Here is a 22,376-nt window from a genome sequence, read left to right as displayed (position 1 = left end):
GTTATGCCGTTCCGCCTATCTTTTTAAGCTACTATGTCTGCAACAGACATGTTTAAATTCTTCTTCAGATTGTTAAGTTCTTCTTTCAGCTGCTGAGGAACAGTGTTTCCGATTTTCGCATAAAATTCTTCTATTCCTTTTTCATCTTCCAGCCATGAATTAACATCAATTTTAAGCAAATTATCAACAGTTTCTTCTGTTATGTTCATCTGTTCGAAGTTTATGTCTTCAGCATATGGAAGATTTCCTATAGGTGTTTCTACAGCATCGACTTCATTTTCACATCTTTTCAAAATCCATTCAAGAACTCTGAAATTGTCGCCGAAGCCCGGCCAAATGAATTCTCCTCTGTCATTTGTCCTGAACCAGTTTACATGGAATATTTTTGGGGCATTGCTCATTTTTTCTCCCATTTCCAACCAGTGTGCAAAATAATCTCCCATGTTGTATCCGCAGAAAGGAAGCATTGCCATAGGATCTCTTCTAACTACTCCAACTTTGCCTGATGCTGCAGCTGTAGTTTCAGATGCGAGTGTTGAACCCACAAATACTCCGTGCTGCCAGTTTCTTGACTGATATACAAGAGGAGCAGTCTTTGCTCGTCTTCCGCCGAATATTATTGCTGACAGCGGAACTCCTTCAGGAGATTCGAACTCTGATGAAATGCATGGGCAGTTTTTAGCAGGAGCAGTAAATCTTGAATTAGGATGTGCCCCTTTTTCCTTGGATTTTTTCCCATTCCATGGATTTCCTTGCCAATCCAGACCGTTTTCCGGAGGATTTTCATCAAATTTTTCCCACCATACAGTATCATCATCCAAATTGTAAACAACATTGGTAAATATTGCATTTTTCTTAGTTGACATGAGCGCATTGTAGTTTGATTTTTCGTTTGTTCCAGGTGCAACTCCAAAAAAACCTGCTTCAGGATTAATAGCCCAGAGTCTTCCGTCTTCCTTGATGCGAAGCCATGCTATATCGTCCCCAACAGTCCATACCTTGTAGCCTTTTTTCCTGTATAGCTCCGGAGGAATAAGCATTGCAAGATTTGTTTTCCCGCATGCTGATGGGAAAGCTGCTGCCACATACTTAACTTCTCCTTCTGGATTTTCAATTCCTAAAATCAACATGTGCTCAGCCATCCACCCTTCCTTCCATCCCTGGTAGGAAGCAATTCTTAAAGCAAAGCATTTTTTCCCCAAAAGAACATTTCCGCCATAAGCAGAATTGCAGGACCAAATGGTGTTGTCTTCAGGAAAATGGAATATGTACCTTTTGTCTATATCCAGACTGCATTTTGCGTGGAGCCCTCTCACAAAATCATTTGAATCTCCAAGAACATCCAAAACCTTTTGTCCTATTCTTGTCATGATGTTCATGCTCAGTACTACATAAATTGAATCCGTCACTTCAAATCCTATTTTGGAAAATTCTGAACCAACAGGCCCCATTGAATAAGGGATTATGTACATTGTTCTTCCTTCCATGCAGCCGTTGTAGATTTCTCTTCCCATGCTGTATGCTTCTTCAGGGCTTTTCCAGTTGTTTGTTGCTCCTGCATTATTCTTATCTCTTGAACAAATAAATGTTTTATCTTCCATTCTTGCAACGTCATCTTTGCGTGAACGGTGATAGTAACATCCCGGATACTTTTCCTGATTCAATGATTTGATTTCTCCTGTTGAACATGCTTCCTGGCGGAGAATGTTCAGCTGTTCTTCACTTCCATCAATCCACATGACATTTGCTGGTTTTGTCATTTTGACGATATCATCTATCCAAGTTAAAACATTTTGGTTTGAAGTTAAATTATGCATGATACGCTCCTAATATATGTGTTATATTATATCTTTATTTTTAATATATGTGTTATATTATTTAATAGCTATTTGTATTATATTACGCCACATTACCGGTTGCAACCCTTAAAATAACTTTCTTATAAACTAAGCTTTTTTTTGTATTTTCTTAAATTAAAAATGTTAACTAAATATTTTTTTGCAAAAAGAAAGAGAAGCTGCTTGTTACGGTTTTTATTAAAAACCCAGCTTCTCAAAAATTATATATTTAAATGTGTTATTTGTTGCTTTATTTTGGCTACAGCTTTGTTAATTGCACTTTTTTCCCCATCATTAAGCTCTGGAACTATTATTTCCTTTGCCCCTTCTTTCCCAAGCTTCACCATCATGCCAAGGGATACATCTCTAAATCCCAGCTCCCCTTCCAACGGGACAGAGCACTCAATGATTTTCCCGCTGTCACATGCTATGGCTTCAAGAACCTCCGAAGCAGTCACAGAAGAAGTCCATCCGCTTGTTCTTTTGGCATCAAGATTTTGAAATTTCAAAAACCAGTCCACAAGAATATTTTTGATTTCAGATTTTGTTTCATCTTCTACGTCAAATTTCTTCCCGTCGTATTTTACACAGTTCATTAAAGGTACCTGGTCTTCTCCGTGCTCACCTATGCAATAAGCTTCTATTTTGTTAAAATCAATGTTGAATTTTTCAGCAACAGCCCACCTGAGTCTCAAGCTGTCATTTGCTGAAAAGCCAAGCATTTTCATCCTGTCTCTTTTTAGTTTCTTGTACAGATAATAGTTGAACACATCGATTGGGTTTGTTGCAGTGAGAATGACTGCATCTTTGTTGAAATAGCAGGAATTCTCCAACACTTCATCAATAACCCTTATATTGTCCTTCAAATACTCTTCCCTTGATTCTACCTTCCTTTCCGGTGCTCCTACTGCTATGAAAATAACCTGGCAATCACTTATATCTTCATATTCTGCAAAAGAAACCACTGTCTTTGAGAAAGGCATGAGTGCATGCTCCATGTCCATGGCATGATTTTTAAGTACATTTGTTTTTCTTCCCAAAAGTTTTATTTCATCATATATTCCTTTTTGAGCAGTCAAAAAGGCTGTTGTGGAGCCTATTGCTCCGTTTCCTCCAATAATAGCTAGCTTCAATTTTCCTCCTGAATTATGTCTAAACATCATTTGATTTTTGTATATTCTTATGATTTTTGCTCCTGTATAACAAAAATGCTGCTGCAACACTTACAAGCGGGCACACATAGCACAATGCTGCATAAGGGGCATACTGGGCTGCTGTTATGCCCATAATTGGCTTAATGAGAAATGAATTAATGTTCCAGGGCATTAATGGTGCTACAATTACTCCCGTATCAGAGATTGTTCTTGCCAGCACAGCATTGTCAAGTTCAAGTTCCTTGTACTTGTCATTAAGTATTCTTGCAGGAAGTATAATACCTGCTGTCTGATCGCAAGTGGCAATTGTAAGAATTGTGCTTATGAATCCCGTCCTGAGAACCAGATTTATTTTTGTGTTTATGCCTGATACCAGCCTATCCATAAGAGGCATAAGAATATTTCCCTTTTCAAATATTTTAACCAATGATATGGCGCTTATTACAATAAATATTGCTTCAATCATTGCAACCATTCCTCCGCTTACCAGAAGTTTGTTGAGTTCTTCTGAGGGAGTTTTCCCGTGAAAGCCAAACAAAATAGAATTAATGACTTCAGCCATTGTCATTCCTTGAAAAACAATGCTTAATACAGCTCCCACACCTATTCCCACACAAAGAGTGTAAATTGATTTAAGACCCGAAACAGACAGTACAAGAATAACCACAGGCAGCAGCAATAGAATTTTTGAAGTGTTGAAGCCTTCTGCAATTGCATTTTTGTACAATATAAGCTTACTGTAATCTCCTGACATATAATTAAGTCCCATTATGTAATAAATTGCTGCTGTTATTGCTATAGTTGGCAGCAATGTCACGAGAGTAGATTTTAAAATGTCTTTGTAGTTTCTGTTAATAGCTGTCATTGTCAGGTTTACAAGTCCTGACAGGGGTGATATTTTGTCGGCAATGAATGCTCCTGAAACAAGAACACCCACCATGAGATTAAGGGGTATCCCCAGTCCAAGCCCTATACCTGACAGTGAAATGCCCACGGTGCTCATGGTCCCAATTGCTGTTCCCATAAAATAAGACACAGCAGTCATTATTAAAAATGCTGCCATTAAAAAATTCACGCCTTCCATGTATGTGAAGCCGTAGTACATAATTGTGGGAACAACTCCTGATGCAAGCCATATGGAAGTTGTAGCCCCTATAAACAAAATGACTATTATGAGATTCTTCACTTCAAAAACTGCTGAAACAATTGTTTCAAGAAGTTCCTTAAGTGCATATCCGCTTTTCTTAAGGACAATTACTGTAAAAACAATGCCTGCAATAAATCCATAGTACAGAGGTACAGAAAAAACTATGGAGCCTATTATGAAAAACAAGCTCACTGCCATTATGATAGCTGGATTTATCACCAATTTTACTTTACTCAATTTAGCACCTCTTTTACATTAAAAAAATATAAAATACAATATTGGCAGGAAAATAGCAGGAAGCATATTTCCAACCTTAACTCGTTTAATTTCCAGGAAATTAAGTCCTATGGCCATAATTACAGTTCCACCTACGGCAGTCATTTCACTTATAACTTCCGGGCTCAACAAAGACTGTACAAATTGTGCGAGTATTGTCAACAGTCCCTGATAAAGCAATACGCTTATGCTCGAGAATATTACGCCCACACCCATTGAAACAGCCATTGAAATTGAAACTATACCGTCAATCAGTGCCTTGGAAAACAATATTTCATGGTTTCCTGTAAGACCGCTTTGAATGGCACCCATAATAGACATTGATCCAACGCAGTACACAAGAGTACAGGATACGAAGCCTGCAGTGATGTTGCTATCCTTGTTTTTAAGTCGTCCTTCTATATTCTGACCCAACCTGTCAAGCCTTCCTTCTATATCAAGCAATTCTCCAATTAAAGTTCCAGCTATGACAGAAATTATTAACAGTGTGAGATTTTCACCAGCAAGACTAAGTCTTATTCCTACAGTCACAACAGCCAAACCTGTTGCTTTCAGAAGAGATTCAGACAGCTTATCTGGAATTATGTTTTTAAAGATGATTCCTATTATTCCTCCGACTACAATTGCCAATGCGTTTACTATTGTGCCTAACATGCTTCCCCCTATTTGTTGTAATTTTCTATGAATTTTTTCACTTCAAGCGAAGCCTTGTATGCATCGTTTTTTGATGCAATGCCTTCCTCTACGACTTCATTGACAGCCTCCTTTAAAGAATAATATTTTTGTATAAGTTTGTCAAACAAAATCGCCTGCAGGCTCACAGCTGGGCCTGTAGAGAGATTTTCTTCCCAGTCGTTGTTATAGCCCACCAGCACGTATTCTCCTCTTTCAACATCTTCATGATTCTTTAGTTTTTCAAGTACCTGCTCAGCGTTTCCGTAAAATGAATTTTCATGAAGCTTTGTAAGTTCCTTCATTACACAAATTGTTGAGTTTGGCATAATTGTACTTATTATTTCCATAAGATTAATTATTCTTTTTGGTGATTCATATATAATAAATGTTTTTATGGAATTTTTCTTGATTTTTTCAAGGGCTTCTTCAAGCTCACTTTTCTTTCTGGGTAAGAACCCGTAAAAAGCAAATTCGTAAGTGTCTATTCCTGCGGCAGAAAGTGCAATGGTTACTGCCGATGCGCCTGCCAGTGCTATAATTTCAATTTCTTCTTCTCTGGCTCTTTTTACAAGCTCATAACCGGGATCAGAAATGCATGGCGTTCCTGCATCTGTAACAAGTGCCACGTTTTTTTCCTCTGTTAAAATTTCATTTACTATTTCTTCACTTCTTGTTTTTTCATTGAACTTGTGATATGAAACAAGTTTTGTTTTTATATCAAAATGATTTAAGAGCTTTTGTGTATGTCTTGTATCCTCTGCCAGAATAAGATCACATTCCTTTAATGTTTCAACGGCTCTTTCCGTCATATCCTTTAAATTCCCTATGGGTGTGGGAACAATGTATAATCTGCTCATGTTAATCTCCTCTTAAATTTGCATATTGCAAATTTGATTTCTGTATATGTTACTTCATCAGGCAAACATTCTTTAATTGGTTTAAGTTTATCTGTTCCTTGTTTTTCAATTGCTTTCATTATCATTTCTTCGTGTTCGGCTTTTATGAACTCACTGAAATTTATTTCATATCCTGTTTCTGCACAGTGAGCAAGGTGATTTTCCACTGTATTTTCAGTGAGACTTCTTTCAGCTGCAATTTCTTTCACACTTTTTCCTTGTTTATAATGATTGTAGGTAGTAAGGTAAGTGTCTTCCTTTAATGATTTTTTTGTACTTGCTCTATGATTGCCCACGCTTTTTGTTTCAATATTATTTTTATGTTCAGCATTTTTTACTGATTGTACATCAATATTGTTTTTCTTGGTGTAGTCTGTTATAGCCCGTATGAATTCTTTGCCATATCTTTCAGCCTTCACATCACCTACACCTGAAACATTGAGAAACTCTTCATCTGTGAGAGGGTACTTAATGCACATGTCTTTTAAAGATGCATCTGAAAAAACTACAAATGGAGGAACTTTTAGTTTATCTGCAATTTCCTTTCGCAATGATTTAAGAATATCAAACAAATCTTTTTCAAAAGGCAGTGTTTCAGCTGCACTCTTGCTCTTTGCAAATACTTTTTTGATTTCCACACTGCATTTTCCGCGGAGAACCATATTTCCGCTCTGTGTAATTTTCAGCACAGGATATTTTCCTCCGCTTACGGATAAAAAGCCTTCTGAAACAAGTACAGATATGATTTCCTTCAATGTGTCCTTGTCATATTCCTTCATGAGGCCGTATGTTGTAAGCTCGTGAAACTTCATTGCTTTTATTTTCTGGTTTGATGAACCCTTTAAAACATCAATTACTGAGTTGCTTCCGAATCTTTCACCCATTCTGTATATGCATGAGAGGATTTTTTGAGCTTCAAGTGTTATGTCGTTTTTTTCTACAGTGCTTAAGCAGCTGCTGCAGTTTCCGCAGATTTCTTTTTCATATTTCTCGTCAAAATAGCTTATGAGAAATTTCCTCAGACATTTATCCGTGTTGCAATAATTTGTCATGTCCCTTAACTTTTCATATTCCTTGGACTTGCTCGAAAAATTGAAGCTGCTTTCAATGAGAAAATTGTTCATAACAATGTCTGATGGACTGAACAAGAGTATGCAATCTGAAGATTCTCCGTCACGTCCGGCTCTTCCTGCTTCCTGATAATAGCTTTCTATGTTCTTGGGCATGTTGTAATGTATGACGTATCTGATGTTTGATTTGTCAATTCCCATGCCGAAGGCATTTGTAGCAACCATAACATCGGCGTTATCATAAAGGAAATCATCCTGGTTAGAAGCTCTTTCCCTGTCGTTTAATCCGGCGTGGTATTTCACTGCTTTATGCCCGGCAGCTATAAGCCTTGCGCACACCTCATCCGTAATTTTCCTTGTAATGCAATATATTATTCCTGGTTTTCCCTTGTTTTCCTCAACATATTTTAAAACAAAAGGAAACTTCTTATTTATTCTAATGACTTCAAATTTTAGATTTTCTCTGTCAAAACCGGTTATAAGTTCAAAATGATTTTTAAGCTCTATTAAATTTATAATGTCTTCTTTGACCTGGGCAGTTGCAGTTGCTGTAAATGCAGACACTACAGGATTTTGGCCCGTCATGTGCCGAATTTCTTTTATTTTTAAATAGCTTGTTCTGAAGTCGTGTCCCCACTGAGAAACACAGTGAGCTTCATCAACGGCTATCATGGATATTTTAATGTTTTTAAGCATTTCAGTGAATCCTTCAGACTCAAGTCTTTCAGGTGCAACGTACAGAAGCTTGTATTTTTCTCTTTCTGCTTCATAAATTATGTTTCTAAGCTCAGCAACAGACAATGTGCTGTTTATAAATGCAGCTTCCATTCCCATTTGCCTGAGAGTGTCAACCTGGTCCTTCATTAAGGAAATAAGCGGCGATATAACTATTGCCGTACCATCAAGCATGAGTGCAGGAAGCTGGTAGCACAGGGATTTTCCTCCGCCTGTTGGCATGATTGCAAGCACGTCCCTTTTGGACAATATGTTATTGATTATTTCTTCCTGTCCTTCGCGAAATGATTCATATCCATAATATTTTTTCAAAAGCTCCAATGCCTTTTCCAACATATATACCTCTTTTGTTTTTAATAAGTTATTATATCATGAATAGAAAACAATATAAAGTTGCCAAAAAATTTTTTTGGCTATATAATACTATGGACTAAAACAAACAGGACGGATAAAAATGAACAATACAAACAAGCTAGGTACAGAAAAAATAGGTAAGCTTTTATTAAGCCTTGCCATACCTTCAATAACCGCTCAGATAGTGAACATGCTCTACAACATAGTGGACAGAATTTACATTGGACACATGGCAGAAACAGGGCCTGCAGCTCTGACAGGAGTGGGAATAACAATGCCCGTCATCATGACCATAACAGCCTTCAGCAGCCTTGTGGGCATGGGAGGAGCCCCAAGGGCCGCAATTAAAATGGGAGAAAAAAATCATGATGAGGCAGAAAGAATACTTGGAAACTGTTTTTCCATGCTTCTTATAATTTCAATAACACTTACAGCCGTATTCCTGGCATCCGGTGAAAAACTTCTATGGATGTTCGGTGCAAGCAAAGATACTATATCATTTGGGCTTGAATACCTCAATGTATACCTCATAGGTACAATATTTGTTCAGCTCACCCTTGGACTGAACAGTTTCATATCAACACAGGGCTATGCAAAGTACAGCATGCTCACTGTAATAATAGGAGCAGTCACAAACATAGTACTGGACCCCATATTCATATTTGGATTTAACATGGGCGTGAAGGGAGCAGCATTAGCAACAGTTCTTTCCCAGGCGTTGTCATCACTTTGGGTAATGAAATTCCTTACAGGACCAAAGTCAAGCCTTAAAATAAGAAAATGCAACTTGAAAATAAATAAATCCATCATAATTCCTGTGTTGCTGCTTGGAGTATCTCCTTTCATAATGCAGAGCACGGAAAGCCTGCTTAACATTGCCTTTAATTCATCGCTGCAAAAATATGGTGGTGATCTGGCTGTTGGTTCAATGACAATACTGTCAAGCCTCATGCAGATGATTCATCTTCCTCTGGTGGGACTTACTCAAGGAGCTCAGCCAATCACAAGCTACAACTACGGAGCTAAAAATAACGAAAGGGTAAAGGCAACATTCAAACTGCTTATAAAATGTGCCTTTCTTTACACCACAACCGCATGGCTCATGATGATGATATTCCCGGGCACTTTTGTTTCCATGTTTACCAATGCCCCAGCCTTAAAGGAATACTCCGTGTGGGCAGCAAGAATTTACATGGCAACTGCATTTGTCATGGCTGCACAAAATTCATGCCAGCAGACATTTGTTGCTTTGGGACAATCCCGTGTATCAATGTTTCTGGCTCTCTTAAGAAAAATTATACTTTTGATTCCACTGATTTACATACTTCCTCACTTCTTTGAGAACAAGGTATTTGCAGTGTTCCTGGCAGAACCGGTGTCAGATTTTATTGCAGCAACAGTTACATTCACCACATTCATGCTTCAAATCAATAAAATACTTGACGACAATGAAATAATGAAATAAAAAAACTGGCAGCTGCCAGTTTTTTATTTAATCACATATATTAATAGCCTCACTTGGAATGATGACCATTGTTTCAACCGGAATGAAAAAATAACCGAATAATTGCAAAGTGTTGAATTATCAAGATGTAGAGGCGGATCTTGTATCCGCCCGTTGTCGTTATTTCGATATTTTTTTCGGGATAACAGCAATCCTCCCTTACATACTGGAATGAAAAAATAACCGAATCATTGCAAAGTGTTGAGTTATCAAGATGTAGGGGCGGATCTTGTGTCCGCCCGTTGTCGTTATTTCAATATTTTTATCTTCGGGAGGGCACGAGGCCCTCCCCTACGTATTGGAATCCAGACTCACCGCTTATTGCCGAATTAACCAGTTTGAGGGGTGAATTTAATAAGCATTTAGCTAAGCCACGCTGCTATTATCTTAATAGACATAAAAAAAGAGACCTATAAAAGTCTCTTTTTTTATTTAAAATTTGGTGCCGTAGAAGGGACTTGAACCCCCACGGTGTTGCCACCAACGGATTTTGAGTCCGTCACGTCTGCCATTCCATCACTACGGCGGAACCACTTTTATATATTAGCATACCGTCAAACAAAATGCAAGAGTTTTTTTTAACTTTTTTTATTAAATTTAGTGGTTCATTTTATCTTGAAAAAATGGCATTTTTACCCATTTTCTTCGCTTCGTACATGTTCATGTCAACCCGTCTTAAAAGCTCTTCAGATGTTATGTCTTCTTTGTCCAATGTGTAGATGCCTATGCTCAATGAAGTATTTATCTTATTTCCATTATACTCTACTGCTGTTTTTTCTGCCCTTTGTCTTATGGCTTCTGCAATTCTTAATGCTGCTTCTTCATTTGCACCATTAAGACAAATCAAAAACTCATCTCCCCCGAATCTTGCAACCCAGTCTATGTTCATTCTGATGCTTGATTTCATTATTTCACTTACTTCTTTTAATATTAAATCTCCTGCCATGTGGCTGTAGCTGTCATTTATATTTTTGAAATCATCCACATCCATCATTATCAACGACAGTCTTGTTTTGTTCATTAATGCAAAAAATATTTCTGCAGGAAGTCTTTCATTGATAAATCTTCGGTTATATGTACCTGTCAGATCGTCAATTACAAGTTTCTTATTTAAATTTTCAATTGATTTTTCCAGTTCTTCTTCACTTCTAATGCTTTCGTTTTCAATTATTCCTGTGTTTGTAATGTCTTTGAGCAATTCCAATGCATAAGTATCTTCTTTTACCTTAACGGGACATGAAGTGATCAAATAAATAATTCCCTTTTTAAACTCTATTTTGTGAAATGTATTGTTTTCATTCAATGCCCTTGAAGTTACGCAATTTTCACATGGCACTCCTTTATCCCAAAAATCGTAACAGTGGGTATGTACAGCCGTTCCATCCTTGTCTTCTACGCTTTTTTTAATGGGATCTACAATTCTGACAACATCATACAATCCTTCAAATTTAGAAATAGAATCTAAAACGTCCTGCTTGCTTGAAAAAATCATTTTATTCCTCCGTAATAACAGCTTCCCCAATAACATCTTCACTCTGATCCATGCCTATTTCTACTTTTGATATTTTGTCAAACTTTTTCTCGATTTTATTTGATGTAATATTGATTTTATCCACATCATCTGAAACCCTTTTTATGTCTTTTGCCAAAGAATCCCATCTGTCCTTGTACAGCTTGAATTCTCTTCCAAGCTTGTTCAATTCTTCGTGTATAATAACAGCATATTTCTCTCTTTCCATGTTCCTGAGCACAACCTGCACAGTTGATAAAACAGACATCATTGTTGTGGGTGATGCCATCCAAACCCGCTTTTCACCTGCATAATCAATTATGTCCTGGTGGTAAGCATTTATTTCAGCAAATATTGCTTCTGCAGGTATAAACATTATGGCCTGTTCTGATGTTTGTCCATTGATTATATATTTTGAGGAAATATCGTTTATGTGCTTCTTTACATTTGTCTTAAAATCCCTTGAATAAATCTTTCTTTCTGCTTCATTGATGTTTGTGTCAATCATACGCTGGTAATTTTCAAGTGGGAATTTCGAATCAATGCAAAGCATCCCCACAGGTTCTGGAATATTAAGCACTGCATCGGCAATTGTTCCATTAGAAAGTTTTTTTTGAAGTTCATATATTTTGTCATTTTTCTCCCCGAACACAACGGACAAAATATGGTTTAACTGAACCTCTCCAAATGTTCCCCTGCTCTTCTTGTCTGTCAACACATCCTGTAATGATACTATATTTGTTGAAAGGCTGTCTATTTTCTTTTGAGCCTCATCGATTTTAGAAAGTCTTTCAAGAATGTTGGCAAAAGTTTTGTTTGTTTTTTCAAATCCTTCGCTAAGCCTTTCCTCAACACGCATATTTATTTTATCAAGATTTGTTCCCACTCGTTCAGTAAGAGATTGGAAATTTTCATTTAAGGATTTTGATGTAGTCTGAGAAAAATTCATGAAAGATTCAGTCATACGAGTAGTATTTTTTTCCATCCTCTCCACTGTTTCAAGCTTGTTGGTCAATATTTCCCTGAGCTGTTTTTGTTCTGAATCGGATATTTTCCTGTTCACTGAATCTATGAGATTCATGTTGTTCTGACTTAAATTAATTTTTATTTCAGATATTATATGTTCTTCCATGTCTCGTTTTGATGTCTTCCACAAAAGGATTACATTTAATATTATTGATAGTATAAGCATTGCGATTATTGCTGCATCCAATTTGACACCTCCTGAATACCTATACTTTATAATATTTTCGAACATTTGTCCATATTTTTCTAAAAAAAGAAACGGCAAAGCCGTTTCTTACATCATTATATTAAGTTTTCTTTTACCAGCACTTCTGCAATCTGCACTGCATTTGTTGCAGCACCTTTTCTTACCTGGTCTCCGCAGCACCATAATACAAGTGAATTGTCCTGGCTTATGTCTTTTCTCACTCTTCCAACATAAATTAAATCCTGGTTAGATGTATCAAGAGGCATTGGGTATTTCTTGCTTGCAGGATCGTCTACCAGCTTCACTCCATCAGCATTTGCAAGAAGCTCTCTTGCTTTTTCAGGAGTAATTTCCTTTTCTGTTTCTATGGTAATTGATTCCGAGTGGCTTCTGTAAACAGGAACTCTTACGCATGTGCAGTTTACCTTCAAATCAGGATTGTGGAATATTTTTCTTCCTTCATTCTGCATTTTCATTTCTTCCTGTGAGTATCCCATTTCATCAAAATCGCCTATCTGTGGGATCACATTATAAGCAATCTGGTGGGCGAATGTTTTTATTTCAACTGTCTTGCCACTATTTATATCAGAAATCTGCTGATCCAATTCCTTTATTCCATTTACGCCTGCTCCTGAAACAGCCTGGAATGTCGATACTACCATTCTGTTTATTTTTGCATATTTATTGAGTTCATTCAGTGCAGTCAATGCAATTATTGTTGAGCAGTTTGGATTTGCAATTATTCCTTTGTGATTTTTAACATCTTCCGGATTAACCTCAGGAACCACCAAAGGAACATCATCATTAAGTCTGAAAGCAGAACTGTTGTCTATTACAACTGCTCCAGCCTTTACAGCTGCCGGAGAAAGTGCTTCACTTATATAATTTTCAGCAGCACACAAGACTACGTTAATATTTTCAAAAGAATTTTCTGTTGCTTCTTCTATAACAAATTTCTTGCCTTGAAATTCAACTTCTTCACCAGCACTTCTTTTGCTTGCCAAAAGTTTCAACTCTCCGTACGGAAAATTCCTTTCGCCTAAAACCTTGAGCATTTCTTGTCCTACTGCTCCTGTTGCACCTAATATTGCCACATTGTACTTTTTCATTTCTCTCCTCCAAATCCGAAATATATAAACAACTACTTTTAAATATAAAATTTATTATAACAATAAATTTTTTCTTGTCAAGCTTTTTGTTTTTATTTTAATTACATAGGTTTCGTCTTTGCGTACATGAGCTAATTATTCAAGGAAAAAGTAATCCTCTTATACAAAAAGAGCGGTTGCCCGCCCCTTTTTCTATTGTGCATCAAATACAGCTTTGATTTTCCATATGTTGTTTTCTCTCACTGACTGCCATTGAGCGTTGTCTTTTTCAACAATCTGAGAAACGTCGCCGTTTTTTATCTCTATTTTGTAGTTCAAGTAAACTGTTGCCTTATCCTTGTCTGAAGGATCCATTTCATAGCCTGTAACCTTGTAGCGCAAGAGACTTACATTTGTTGATTCCATTGCCTTAAGGTAGCTGTCAAAGTCTTTTTCTCTGTCAGCAACCGGAGTCATAAGATACATGTAGCTGAATCTCTCATTAAGCATACCCGATAAATATTTATCGGCGCTGTCTCCAGGTGTTTTTTCCCTGTAATCAAGCTCTCCCTTATCAAGTGGATATGTTGTTTTCTTTTCTGTTTCTGTGAGCATGAAAGCATAGGGATCATATACGTTGCCGGGATTCCAAATCATGTATTCAGTCACACCAAGTTCCTTGGCTGCAATAATCTGAGCTCTCACCTTATCCGGACCATATTCGATTCCCTGCCAGTCAAAGTCCTGAATCCACGGTCTAATGTGCGGAGGATTTTCCATGGATGAATTTTTCTCAATTGCTTCTTCCATTGCTCCCTTAACTACCAGGTAAGGATTGGCGTTCGGATTTTCTAAATTGTACCAGCCTGTTGAATAGTGGCTTGGATAAACCATTGGTGCCAGGTTGTCAACATGCTCACCCATTAATATCCACGTCTGTCCTATGTCCTCAGGAAAATCATCCCATGTCCTGGTGATTATACCAAATACATCTGCACCGAGATTAACGCTGTATGGAGCAAGTTCTTTTTTAGCATACTGCAGGAATTCGGCAATTGCTACATCTTTGTCCCTGCCATTTCTTCCAGGAAATTCAGTTATAGGATTATATTTTTTTGCACCATCCGGAAAACGCACATAATCAAATTGGATTTCATCAAATCCAAGAAGCGAAGCTTCCTTTGCTATAGCAATATTGTAGTTCCAAACATACTTATCAAATGGGTTAATCCATGGAATGTTGCCGCTGTTAGGGTCAAGCCATGTACCTCCGGTTTTTAACTGAATGGAATGGTCAGGACTGAGGACTGCAAAATTCTTATCCTTGAAGGCAACAATTCTTCCTATGGTATAAATATCGTAATCCTTTAAAACTTCAAGCATCTTCTTTACATCTTTGATTGGTATCGGAGTATTCTGATTCATTTTTTGAACTATTTCAACATCGCTTTCATATGTTATGAATCCGTTGTCATCTTTGACGTTAATTACCAGGCCATTGATTTCCGTAGCGTCGGCAATACCTACAATTCGTTCAAATTTGTTCGCCTTGTCAGCAGCAGCATAAAGTGATGATGCAAGAGCCTTGTCATTTGACTGAAGAGCTTTCACATATTCAGAATATGCATCTATGTTTTCTTTGTTCAATTCATTTCCTGCTGTGTGCCCTGTAGCATAAAGCGCCCTCACCTCAACATATTCTTTTTCTCTTTGTTCAGATACGGGAACAAGGGGCACATAAAATTCTTTGTACTCTTCTTTTCTTGATTTTTCAAGTTCTTCTCTCTCGGCAATTTTCTTCTCAAGTTCTTGCGCAGCCTTTTCTTCTTCAGTCAATTCAGGCTGTGAAGGTTCTTCCGCTGCCGGAGTTTCGCTTCCAGGTTCATTGACTTCGCCGGGAATGGGAGAATTTGCACTTGCCGGATTGGCACATGCTGTGAGAACAGCTGTTAAAATAAATAATAAAATTGCATGTCTTACACTTTTAAACATAAAGCCTCCTAATTTTTGCATTGGAGGTTATACACCCCAATTAATGCTTGTTACATTCTATAATGCATGTCTAATTTTAACATACAATTCAACCTTAATCAACAATCATTGAAGTCAATCACACTTTTACCTGCATGTAATTTTTAACAGATTTTACAGCATATAAATTATTCCTTGACTTTAATATTTACAAAATATATAATTCTTTTATCAAAACATAAGGAGGCAATTATGCTAACTGCTATAGTTGGAATTAATTGGGGAGACGAAGGAAAAGGAAGAATGGTTGATTTAATGGCCGCAGATTATGATGTTGTATGCCGCTATCAAGGCGGAAACAATGCAGGCCACACTGTTATTAACGAATCCGGCAAATTTATTTTGAACCTGCTCCCTTCAGGCATATTGAGATCTGATGTAGTAAATGTAATGGGCAATGGAATGGTCATTGACATAGAACATCTTCATAAAGAATTATCTAGTTTGAGAAAAGCAGGCATTAAAATAACGCCTGAAAACTTAAAAATAAGCGACAAAGCCATTATTTGTCTGCCATACCATGTTAAACAGGATGTACTTGAAGAAGAAAGACTTAAAGACATGAAATTTGGCTCCACAAGAAGAGGCATAGCTCCTGTATACGGAGATAAATACCTTAAAAAGGGAATACGAATGGGAGACCTTTCAAACAAGGAAGCTTTAAAAGAAAGACTTGAGCACATTGTTGAATGGAAAAACCTGCTTATTGCCGGAGGATACAAATCAGTTGAATTTGACCCTCAGGACATGTATGACTGGCTCATAAAATATTCTGAAGAACTGAAAGATTACATATGTGATGTTGGATTGTTCCTGAATGAAGCTGTAAAACAAAACAAAAAAATAATGTTTGAAGCACAGCTTGGAGCACTTCGAGACATAGACTTCGGTATATATCCATACACATCTTCATCATCAACAATTGCAGCATATGCCCCTATAGGCTCTGGAATACCGGGAAAAAAATTAGACAACACTCTTGGAATAATGAAAGCTTATTCTTCATGTGTTGGCGAAGGACCTTTCACTTGCGAAATGTTCGGCAAAGAAGCTGAAGATTTAAGAGAAGCAGGCGGTGAATACGGCGCTGCCACAGGAAGACCAAGAAGAGTGGGCCCATTTGACATTGTTGCTTCTAAGTACGGCGTAAGCGTTCAGGGTGCTGACGAACTTGCACTCACAAAACTCGACGTTATGTCCTACATGGATAAAGTTCCTGTTGTTGTTGCATACGACGTAAACGGCAAAATAACAAAAGACTTCCCAACAGGAGAAGAACTTGCAGTTGCAAAACCTGTCATTGAATATAAAGAAGGTTGGAAATGCGACATAAGCAAGTGCAGAAAAGAATCAGATCTTCCTAAGGAAGCTTATGATTACATTAAATATCTTGAAAAAGAGGTAGGCTGCTATATTAAATATGTTTCTGTAGGCGCTGAAAGAGAAGATTACCTTGTAATGAGCAAGTAATTATAATTAAGAATTAAGAATTAAGAGTGAAGAGTGAAGAATTAAATGAAAGGATTTGTGCGTGCACAAATCCTTATTTTTATATAATAAAACAGGCATTGTGCTCTGCACAATGCCTTCCTGAATTCTTCATTCTTAATTCTTAACGCTTCATTGCATTAGTTCTTAATTCTTAATTATATCAATTTCTTTTGATTTTAGGTTTAACCTTTTCGATGTACTGGTTGATAAAAACGGTAAATGCATAGTCGTAAATTAAGAACGCCGCCTGTGCTGCTGCTAGCATCCACCAGTACAAGTTGAATGATATGAACAGTCGTACTGTAAAATACATGGCAGCAAGTGAAATATTGAAGAACACCAGCTTTGCCGCGTACTGAATTTTCTTGTTTTTTATAAATGCTTCAAATATATGCTTAGCAATGCTGTAAAGTCCGAAAAACATTATATAAGTTATTATTTCAACCTTGTTGAAGGTCAGAAAAAATCCCAGCATACATGAAGCAGCGTAAAAAACAAAGGCGCTTTTGCCTCCGAACTCAACAACAACAATTCCCACAACCAAGGCTGCAGCTGCAAAAAGAATTATTGTATTTGTTTCTATCACTGATGAAAGTATTACAAAAATCTGATTTAATCCCAAAAGAACTCCTAAATAGGCCGTATCTTTGCTTTTTAGCAGCATGAGATCAAGTCTCCTCCCAAACATTCACACAAACAATCAGCACATATAAGCTGTGTACAGCAGTCGGCAGAACTTGATCCTCTTCCTCCATAGCTATATGCTCTTTGCTGGTATGAACGCTGCATATTTAATATCTGATTTAAAAAGTTTCTGTACTCCGTGTTGGCAGGATCCATGTTTGCTGCTCTTTGCACAAACTGCATTCCCTGTCCCATAGAACCTATATTAACATAACAAACTCCCATGAGGTAGTTCCATTCAGCATTTCTGTCTGTCATGCTGTTGAGTGCTCTTAAAGCCTCCTGAAACCTTCCTGTCTGTATCTGCTGTCTTACACTGAACAAGTTTCCGCTTCCGTAAGAACCGCTTGAATAACTTGAACCTGAGCTGTAATTTGTGCTTGAAGCTGTGCCGTTCATTATTTCATCATACGCCCATTGTATTTCCTTGAACTTTTCCTCTGCCAGATCCTTAAGAGGGTTGTTTTCGTTCATGTCCGGGTGGTACTTTTTTGCAAGCTTCCTATAGGCGCTTTTTACTTCATCCTTTGATGCGCCTCGGCTCAAACCAAGCACTTCATATGGGTCTTTCATTTAATTTTCTCCTTATCAACATTATTGATTTTGTTCAATATTCCTGAATATATTATATTGTCTATTATTCCCTTGTCTTGTTCCAAGGGCAGTTTTTCTATTTCATTGCTCAAAAATGACAAGTTCAGCATGGAAAGTTCTCTTGCATAATCTTTTTTGTCTTCAATTTCAAGGTTGTTAAAGGGATTGTAGGATCCACTTTTTTCATCTTTTTCCATGTCTTCGTAAGCATCCAGGAAATAAATATACTTGCCTGCATAAAAGCCTACTTTTCTTAATATCTTTTCCCATTCATCACGTTTATACAAAAAAATTTCTTCCATTAGATGTCCGAATTCATTGGACACAGCATCAACATCACGTGTATTTTCCTTTTCAAGCTTAGAAATATTCTGAAGCCTTTCTTTGATTTTTTCTGCCTTCTCACTGTATTTTAAGGAAGCTTTCCTGAAATCTTTTTCAAGTGCTTTGCATACAGCAAGACTTTTCACGTCGCGTTCATCGTTCCAGTTGTCAATCATGTTGTAATACGAAAGCATAATGTTCATGGAAGCAGCATATTCTGTTATTTCATTTTGTATTACCAGTTGTTTCTTTGTGGGATGAACCATGCACCTTTCATTGTACGACTTGTTTTCCGGCTCATACAATGAGCTTAGAAGAAGTATCAGGAATGTCATGTCATAATTCAGTGTGAACCTTGACAAATTGCTGTACTCTGTCTTAAGGCACTTGCACAGTCCGCAGTAATAGCCTCTGTAGCTGTAATATTCCTTGAACTTAAGCTCCATTTTGTTTATTGTAACGTATCCAAACATAATCTACTCATTTCTTTTTTATTGTAACAACACTGATTGGTTTAATCAATATAAATTTAACTTTCCAGAAGCTTCAGTACATTTTCAACCTGGAGCTGCACTCCTGTTGCAAGGCAATTTTCATCAATCTTAAACCTGTTTGAATGGATTGGGTACACAGCACCTATTTCTTCATTCCTGCAGCCTAAGTTGAAGAAACATGATTTCACGTTTGCTGCAAAATATGAAAAGTCCTCTGTTCCCATGTCAGGCTCATGGCTTATTAAAATATTGTTTTCGCCAAGAATTTTTTCTGCAACGCTCCTTACACTGTCAACTGCCTCATCGCTGTTAATGAGAGCCATGTAGCTTTCCCTTATGAACAATTTTCCTTCTCCGCCGTAAGCCTTTGGCACATTTTCAACCATTTCACCTATTCGTTTTTTCATGAAGCTTCTTGTTTCCGGATCAAGAGTTCTTAATATTCCGGTCATTTCCACCTCATCGGGAATTATATTTCCTCTTGTTCCTCCATGGATGGTTCCAAGGGTAAACACAGCTTGGTTCAGCGGTGAAATGTTCCTGCTTACAAGAGACTGCAGCGACATAATAAGATTTGCAGCAATCACAAGAGGATCAACACCTTTGTCAGGATGAGCTCCGTGAGTTGATTTTCCACTTACCCTTATTGTTATTTCATCTGAAGAAGCCATCATTTTTCCGTATTTCAGTTTCACAGTGCCTGTATTTATTCCAGTATCCACATGTAGTCCAAGCACATAATCAACATCAGGATTTTTCAAGACACCTTCACTGATCATCCTTTCGGCTCCGCCGGTAGTTTCTTCCGCTGGCTGAAAGAAAAACTTCACATCTCCCTTTAGCGTGTCTTCCATTGATTTTATCACTTTTGCTGTTCCAAGGGCTATTGCAGTGTGCGCATCGTGTCCGCATGCATGCATTGCTCCATCATTCAATGATTTAAAATCCACGTCTGCTTCTTCTTTTAAGGGAAGAGCATCTATGTCAGCCCTTACTCCAACACATATATTTTTTTCTCCTGAACGATTTTTTCCTCGTACTATGGCACACACTCCGGTTTGTGCAATGCCTTTTTTGTATTCGATTCCCCACGAATCAAGGTAACTGCATATTCTATCCATTGTTTTAAATTCATATCCGCCCAGCTCGGGATCTTTATGAAATTCTCTTCTTATGTTGATTAGTTCTTCACTTATATTTTCCATATCACACATAATTTTAACCCTCATTTATTAAAATTACATTAATTATATTTTATTTTTAGGTTAAATACAATAAAAAAGTTGCTCCGCAACTCCGCTAGGGGGACCTATGTCCCCCTGAATATATCAAAATAATTGATTAAACAAAACGGGCGGACACAAGATCCGCCCCTACAATTTTGGAAAATTGGTTTATTAACTTAGCCTCCGCTTAGGATCGGCAATACATATATTTCAGTGTTATCTCTTATCTTTTCATGAAGTTTTTTAGGAACTCCATCCACAAGGACTGCCCCTATAGTGTTTTTGTGAATTCCAAGTTCATCTGCAAGCTCAAGAATTGTCATGTCTTTAAAATTAGTCTGGAATGTTTTTTGATTTTCATCAACAGCAATAATAACTTTAATCATAATCTTAATTCATCAAGCTCTTCTTCAGTCAAATCAAACACATCGCCTGTGCTTTTTATTTCTGTCTTCATGAATGATTCAGGCATGCGGTAATTTTCTTTTGTGAAACCTGCAAGTTCGTTGAACCTTAACTCGTCTTTGATTGTTTCCGTGCTGACCTTTTCCAGCCAGTCAACATCAAGATCATATCCTGTAAATCCGTTTACCAGATCCACAAGAAGCTGCTTTTCATTGGCTATTGCTGCTCTTGTGAACATGCATATTCCGAGGCTGTCTAAAATGGCCATGAACATTTGTGAGCCCTTGCTGGCTTCAGCCCATCCCTTGTCAGTCTTTATAACCGGGCCATATGTGTGGTCTGCACCCATTGGAGATGTGGCAAATGTGGCACCCATGCCCTTTATTGCTCTTGGATCATATGCAGGCATGGCCTGGCCGTTAACTGCCGGAACATGTGATACTCCGAGAACTTTTCCGGTTATAGTTGCCCCACAGGCTAAAACCTTTCCAAATACTGTTCCATTTATTATTTCATCCATCATCTTAAATGCAGAAGAAGCATCGCCGAATTGTCCTTCACCGGCTTCCATGGCTACTCCCATGGCGGCACCAACTTCGATGGTATCTATACCGAAATCATTGCACATTGCATTTAATTTTGCTATTGCATCAAAATCTCCAATACCAAGGTTTGATCCCATTAAACCTATTGTTTCGTATTCAAGTGGAGAAACAATTGTCTTGCCGTCCTTGTCCGGAACAACATTTGAGCACTGAATAACACATCCTGGCATGCAGGCATGAGTTGTTTTGCCTTCTCCTCCTCGCTGCTTTATAAACTCATAGAGGCTTTCTCCTGAAATTTTGTCAGCATGTTCAAATTTTTCTCCCCTGAAGTTTCTTGTAGGAAGACCTGTGAGGTCGTTTGTAACCCTCACTGTTGATGCAGTACCCAATGTCCTGTAGTTTGCAGAACTTGGAGCATCCATGATAATTTTAGTATATGCTTTAAATGCCTCTGAAAATTTCTCTTTGTCCGCGATTGTTACAGAACCCTTTTCTGCAGCAACTATTCCCTTGATTTTTTTAGAACCCATTACAGCTCCCAGTCCGCCTCGGCCGCTGTATCTGTTTGGCTTCTTTTCCTTGTCCATGGTTGCTATTCCGGCAGAATGATACAAATTTTCTCCTGCAGGTCCAATGCATGTCACAGCACAGTCGGGATATTTTTCAATCATTTTTTCGCAGTATTCAAACGTGCCCATTCCTGCATATTCATTTGCAGGTTCCAGAGTACATCCATTTTTGTCTATTTTGATATAGTACCAATTGTCATCTTCAGGCATGTCTTCAACTATCAAGGCCTTTAAACCCAGCTGGGCAAGCCACATGGCTGTTATTCCTCCGCCGTTGCTTTCCTTGATGCCGCCTGTAAGGGGGCTCTTTGCTCCTATGCTTATTCTGTTGGCGCTTGACACATTTGTTCCTGTAAGCATTCCATTGGCAATAATCAGCTTGTTTTCACTTCCCAAGGGATCACATGTGGGATTCACTTCAGCAAGCATTATTTTTGCAATGAGTCCTCTGCCTCCGGTTTTCAAATATTCATCTTTTGGGGATTCATACACGATTTCCTTGGTCTTCATATTTATTCTAAGTATTTTATTCATATATTCACCTCATCTA

General features: G+C 37.7%; 18 protein-coding genes and 1 tRNA gene. 2 read left to right on the top strand and 17 right to left on the bottom strand.

Annotated features, from left to right (window positions below; all coding sequences use genetic code 11):
- Nucleotides 1-23 precede the first annotated feature (23 nt).
- From LY60_RS12230 to recQ, 6 genes are all read right to left on the bottom strand, one after another.
- Nucleotides 24-1,817: a phosphoenolpyruvate carboxykinase (GTP) gene (locus tag LY60_RS12230; RefSeq protein ID WP_145084181.1), complete on the bottom strand. Its 1,794-nt coding sequence runs from the start codon at nucleotides 1,815-1,817 to the stop codon at nucleotides 24-26.
- Nucleotides 1,818-2,059: 242 nt separating this feature from the next.
- Nucleotides 2,060-2,971, bottom strand: coding sequence for a malate dehydrogenase (locus tag LY60_RS12225; RefSeq protein WP_170226210.1), 912 nt, complete (start codon nucleotides 2,969-2,971; stop codon nucleotides 2,060-2,062).
- Nucleotides 2,972-2,990: 19 nt separating this feature from the next.
- On the bottom strand, nucleotides 2,991-4,376 hold the full coding sequence (locus LY60_RS12220; RefSeq protein WP_145084175.1) for a Na+/H+ antiporter NhaC family protein: 1,386 nt from the start codon (nucleotides 4,374-4,376) through the stop codon (nucleotides 2,991-2,993).
- Between the two features lie 18 nt (nucleotides 4,377-4,394).
- Entirely contained in the window at nucleotides 4,395-5,069 is a 675-nt protein-coding gene (locus LY60_RS12215; protein ID WP_145084173.1) for a DUF554 domain-containing protein, read from the bottom strand.
- Nucleotides 5,070-5,077: 8 nt separating this feature from the next.
- Nucleotides 5,078-5,947 carry a 16S rRNA (cytidine(1402)-2'-O)-methyltransferase gene (gene rsmI, locus LY60_RS12210; protein ID WP_145084170.1) on the bottom strand — a complete coding sequence of 290 codons (870 nt, stop codon included), beginning with the start codon at nucleotides 5,945-5,947 and terminating at the stop codon, nucleotides 5,078-5,080.
- A complete protein-coding gene (recQ, locus tag LY60_RS12205; protein WP_145084167.1) occupies nucleotides 5,944-8,127 on the bottom strand; it encodes a DNA helicase RecQ in 2,184 nt (727 codons plus the stop codon). Before recQ ends, rsmI begins: the two co-directional genes overlap by 4 nt.
- A gap of 118 nt (nucleotides 8,128-8,245) precedes the next feature.
- Here recQ and LY60_RS12200 point away from each other — a divergent pair, with 118 nt between their 5' ends.
- Nucleotides 8,246-9,610, top strand: coding sequence for an MATE family efflux transporter (locus LY60_RS12200; RefSeq protein ID WP_212633484.1), 1,365 nt, complete (start codon nucleotides 8,246-8,248; stop codon nucleotides 9,608-9,610).
- Nucleotides 9,611-10,089: 479 nt separating this feature from the next.
- On the opposite strand, the gene LY60_RS12195 is transcribed toward LY60_RS12200, so the two are convergent.
- The 5 genes from LY60_RS12195 to LY60_RS12175 form a co-directional block, all read right to left on the bottom strand.
- Nucleotides 10,090-10,175: transfer RNA gene (locus LY60_RS12195), tRNA-Leu, on the bottom strand.
- Between the two features lie 84 nt (nucleotides 10,176-10,259).
- The gene (locus LY60_RS12190; protein ID WP_170226209.1) at nucleotides 10,260-11,141 is read right to left on the bottom strand and encodes a GGDEF domain-containing protein; all 882 of its coding nucleotides are present in this window, start codon (nucleotides 11,139-11,141) and stop codon (nucleotides 10,260-10,262) included.
- 1 nt (nucleotide 11,142) lies between these two features.
- Nucleotides 11,143-12,372, bottom strand: a complete 1,230-nt coding sequence (locus tag LY60_RS12185) for a DNA recombination protein RmuC (RefSeq protein ID WP_246145442.1) — start codon at nucleotides 12,370-12,372, stop codon at nucleotides 11,143-11,145.
- A 95-nt stretch (nucleotides 12,373-12,467) separates the two neighbouring features.
- The gene (locus LY60_RS12180; RefSeq protein WP_145084158.1) at nucleotides 12,468-13,481 is read right to left on the bottom strand and encodes an aspartate-semialdehyde dehydrogenase; all 1,014 of its coding nucleotides are present in this window, start codon (nucleotides 13,479-13,481) and stop codon (nucleotides 12,468-12,470) included.
- 192 nt (nucleotides 13,482-13,673) lie between these two features.
- On the bottom strand, nucleotides 13,674-15,452 hold the full coding sequence (locus LY60_RS12175) for a putative glycoside hydrolase (protein WP_170226208.1): 1,779 nt from the start codon (nucleotides 15,450-15,452) through the stop codon (nucleotides 13,674-13,676).
- Between the two features lie 231 nt (nucleotides 15,453-15,683).
- Between LY60_RS12175 and LY60_RS12170 the strand changes: the two genes are divergently transcribed.
- The gene (locus LY60_RS12170; protein ID WP_145084152.1) at nucleotides 15,684-16,961 is read left to right on the top strand and encodes an adenylosuccinate synthase; all 1,278 of its coding nucleotides are present in this window, start codon (nucleotides 15,684-15,686) and stop codon (nucleotides 16,959-16,961) included.
- A 181-nt stretch (nucleotides 16,962-17,142) separates the two neighbouring features.
- On the opposite strand, the gene LY60_RS12165 is transcribed toward LY60_RS12170, so the two are convergent.
- The 6 genes from LY60_RS12165 to LY60_RS12140 all read right to left on the bottom strand — a co-directional run bounded on the left by LY60_RS12165 (nucleotide 17,143) and on the right by LY60_RS12140 (nucleotide 22,360).
- Nucleotides 17,143-17,646, bottom strand: coding sequence for a hypothetical protein (locus tag LY60_RS12165; RefSeq protein WP_145084149.1), 504 nt, complete (start codon nucleotides 17,644-17,646; stop codon nucleotides 17,143-17,145).
- Nucleotides 17,637-18,239: a DnaJ domain-containing protein gene (locus LY60_RS18350; protein WP_145084146.1), complete on the bottom strand. Its 603-nt coding sequence runs from the start codon at nucleotides 18,237-18,239 to the stop codon at nucleotides 17,637-17,639. Before LY60_RS18350 ends, LY60_RS12165 begins: the two co-directional genes overlap by 10 nt.
- Nucleotides 18,236-19,057: a DUF5685 family protein gene (locus LY60_RS12155; protein ID WP_145084143.1), complete on the bottom strand. Its 822-nt coding sequence runs from the start codon at nucleotides 19,055-19,057 to the stop codon at nucleotides 18,236-18,238. The genes LY60_RS18350 and LY60_RS12155 overlap by 4 nt, the downstream gene beginning before the upstream one ends.
- 56 nt (nucleotides 19,058-19,113) lie before the next feature.
- The gene (locus LY60_RS12150; protein WP_145084140.1) at nucleotides 19,114-20,307 is read right to left on the bottom strand and encodes a M20 metallopeptidase family protein; all 1,194 of its coding nucleotides are present in this window, start codon (nucleotides 20,305-20,307) and stop codon (nucleotides 19,114-19,116) included.
- Nucleotides 20,308-20,480: 173 nt separating this feature from the next.
- Complete coding sequence (locus LY60_RS12145; protein ID WP_145084136.1) at nucleotides 20,481-20,690, bottom strand: hypothetical protein; 210 nt, start codon at nucleotides 20,688-20,690, stop codon at nucleotides 20,481-20,483.
- Nucleotides 20,687-22,360 carry an aldehyde ferredoxin oxidoreductase family protein gene (locus tag LY60_RS12140; protein WP_145084133.1) on the bottom strand — a complete coding sequence of 558 codons (1,674 nt, stop codon included), beginning with the start codon at nucleotides 22,358-22,360 and terminating at the stop codon, nucleotides 20,687-20,689. Before LY60_RS12140 ends, LY60_RS12145 begins: the two co-directional genes overlap by 4 nt.
- Nucleotides 22,361-22,376: the final 16 nt, after the last annotated feature.

It is taken from the genome of Sedimentibacter saalensis, from assembly GCF_007830175.1.
In the GTDB taxonomy this organism is placed as follows: Bacteria; Bacillota; Clostridia; order Tissierellales; family Sedimentibacteraceae; genus Sedimentibacter; species Sedimentibacter saalensis.
The sequence above is the reverse complement of the archived record's forward strand: the minus strand, read 5'-3'. Positions and strand labels throughout refer to the sequence as shown.

Excerpts from the sequence above, each read along its gene's own strand:
- LY60_RS12170 (WP_145084152.1), top strand. The coding sequence starts at position 15,684 with ATGCTAACTGCTATAGTTGGAATTAATTGGGGAGACGAAGGAAAAGGA.
- LY60_RS12215 (WP_145084173.1), bottom strand. The coding sequence starts at position 5,069 with ATGTTAGGCACAATAGTAAACGCATTGGCAATTGTAGTCGGAGGAATA.
- LY60_RS18350 (WP_145084146.1), bottom strand. The coding sequence starts at position 18,239 with ATGAAAGACCCATATGAAGTGCTTGGTTTGAGCCGAGGCGCATCAAAG.
- LY60_RS12155 (WP_145084143.1), bottom strand. The coding sequence starts at position 19,057 with ATGTTTGGATACGTTACAATAAACAAAATGGAGCTTAAGTTCAAGGAA.
- LY60_RS12165 (WP_145084149.1), bottom strand. The coding sequence starts at position 17,646 with ATGCTGCTAAAAAGCAAAGATACGGCCTATTTAGGAGTTCTTTTGGGA.
- LY60_RS12140 (WP_145084133.1), bottom strand. The coding sequence starts at position 22,360 with ATGAATAAAATACTTAGAATAAATATGAAGACCAAGGAAATCGTGTAT.
- recQ (WP_145084167.1), bottom strand. The coding sequence starts at position 8,127 with ATGTTGGAAAAGGCATTGGAGCTTTTGAAAAAATATTATGGATATGAA.
- LY60_RS12150 (WP_145084140.1), bottom strand. The coding sequence starts at position 20,307 with ATGAGGGTTAAAATTATGTGTGATATGGAAAATATAAGTGAAGAACTA.
- LY60_RS12175 (WP_170226208.1), bottom strand. The coding sequence starts at position 15,452 with ATGTTTAAAAGTGTAAGACATGCAATTTTATTATTTATTTTAACAGCT.
- LY60_RS12145 (WP_145084136.1), bottom strand. The coding sequence starts at position 20,690 with ATGATTAAAGTTATTATTGCTGTTGATGAAAATCAAAAAACATTCCAG.
- LY60_RS12180 (WP_145084158.1), bottom strand. The coding sequence starts at position 13,481 with ATGAAAAAGTACAATGTGGCAATATTAGGTGCAACAGGAGCAGTAGGA.
- LY60_RS12200 (WP_212633484.1), top strand. The coding sequence starts at position 8,246 with ATGAACAATACAAACAAGCTAGGTACAGAAAAAATAGGTAAGCTTTTA.
- rsmI (WP_145084170.1), bottom strand. The coding sequence starts at position 5,947 with ATGAGCAGATTATACATTGTTCCCACACCCATAGGGAATTTAAAGGAT.
- LY60_RS12230 (WP_145084181.1), bottom strand. The coding sequence starts at position 1,817 with ATGCATAATTTAACTTCAAACCAAAATGTTTTAACTTGGATAGATGAT.
- LY60_RS12190 (WP_170226209.1), bottom strand. The coding sequence starts at position 11,141 with ATGATTTTTTCAAGCAAGCAGGACGTTTTAGATTCTATTTCTAAATTT.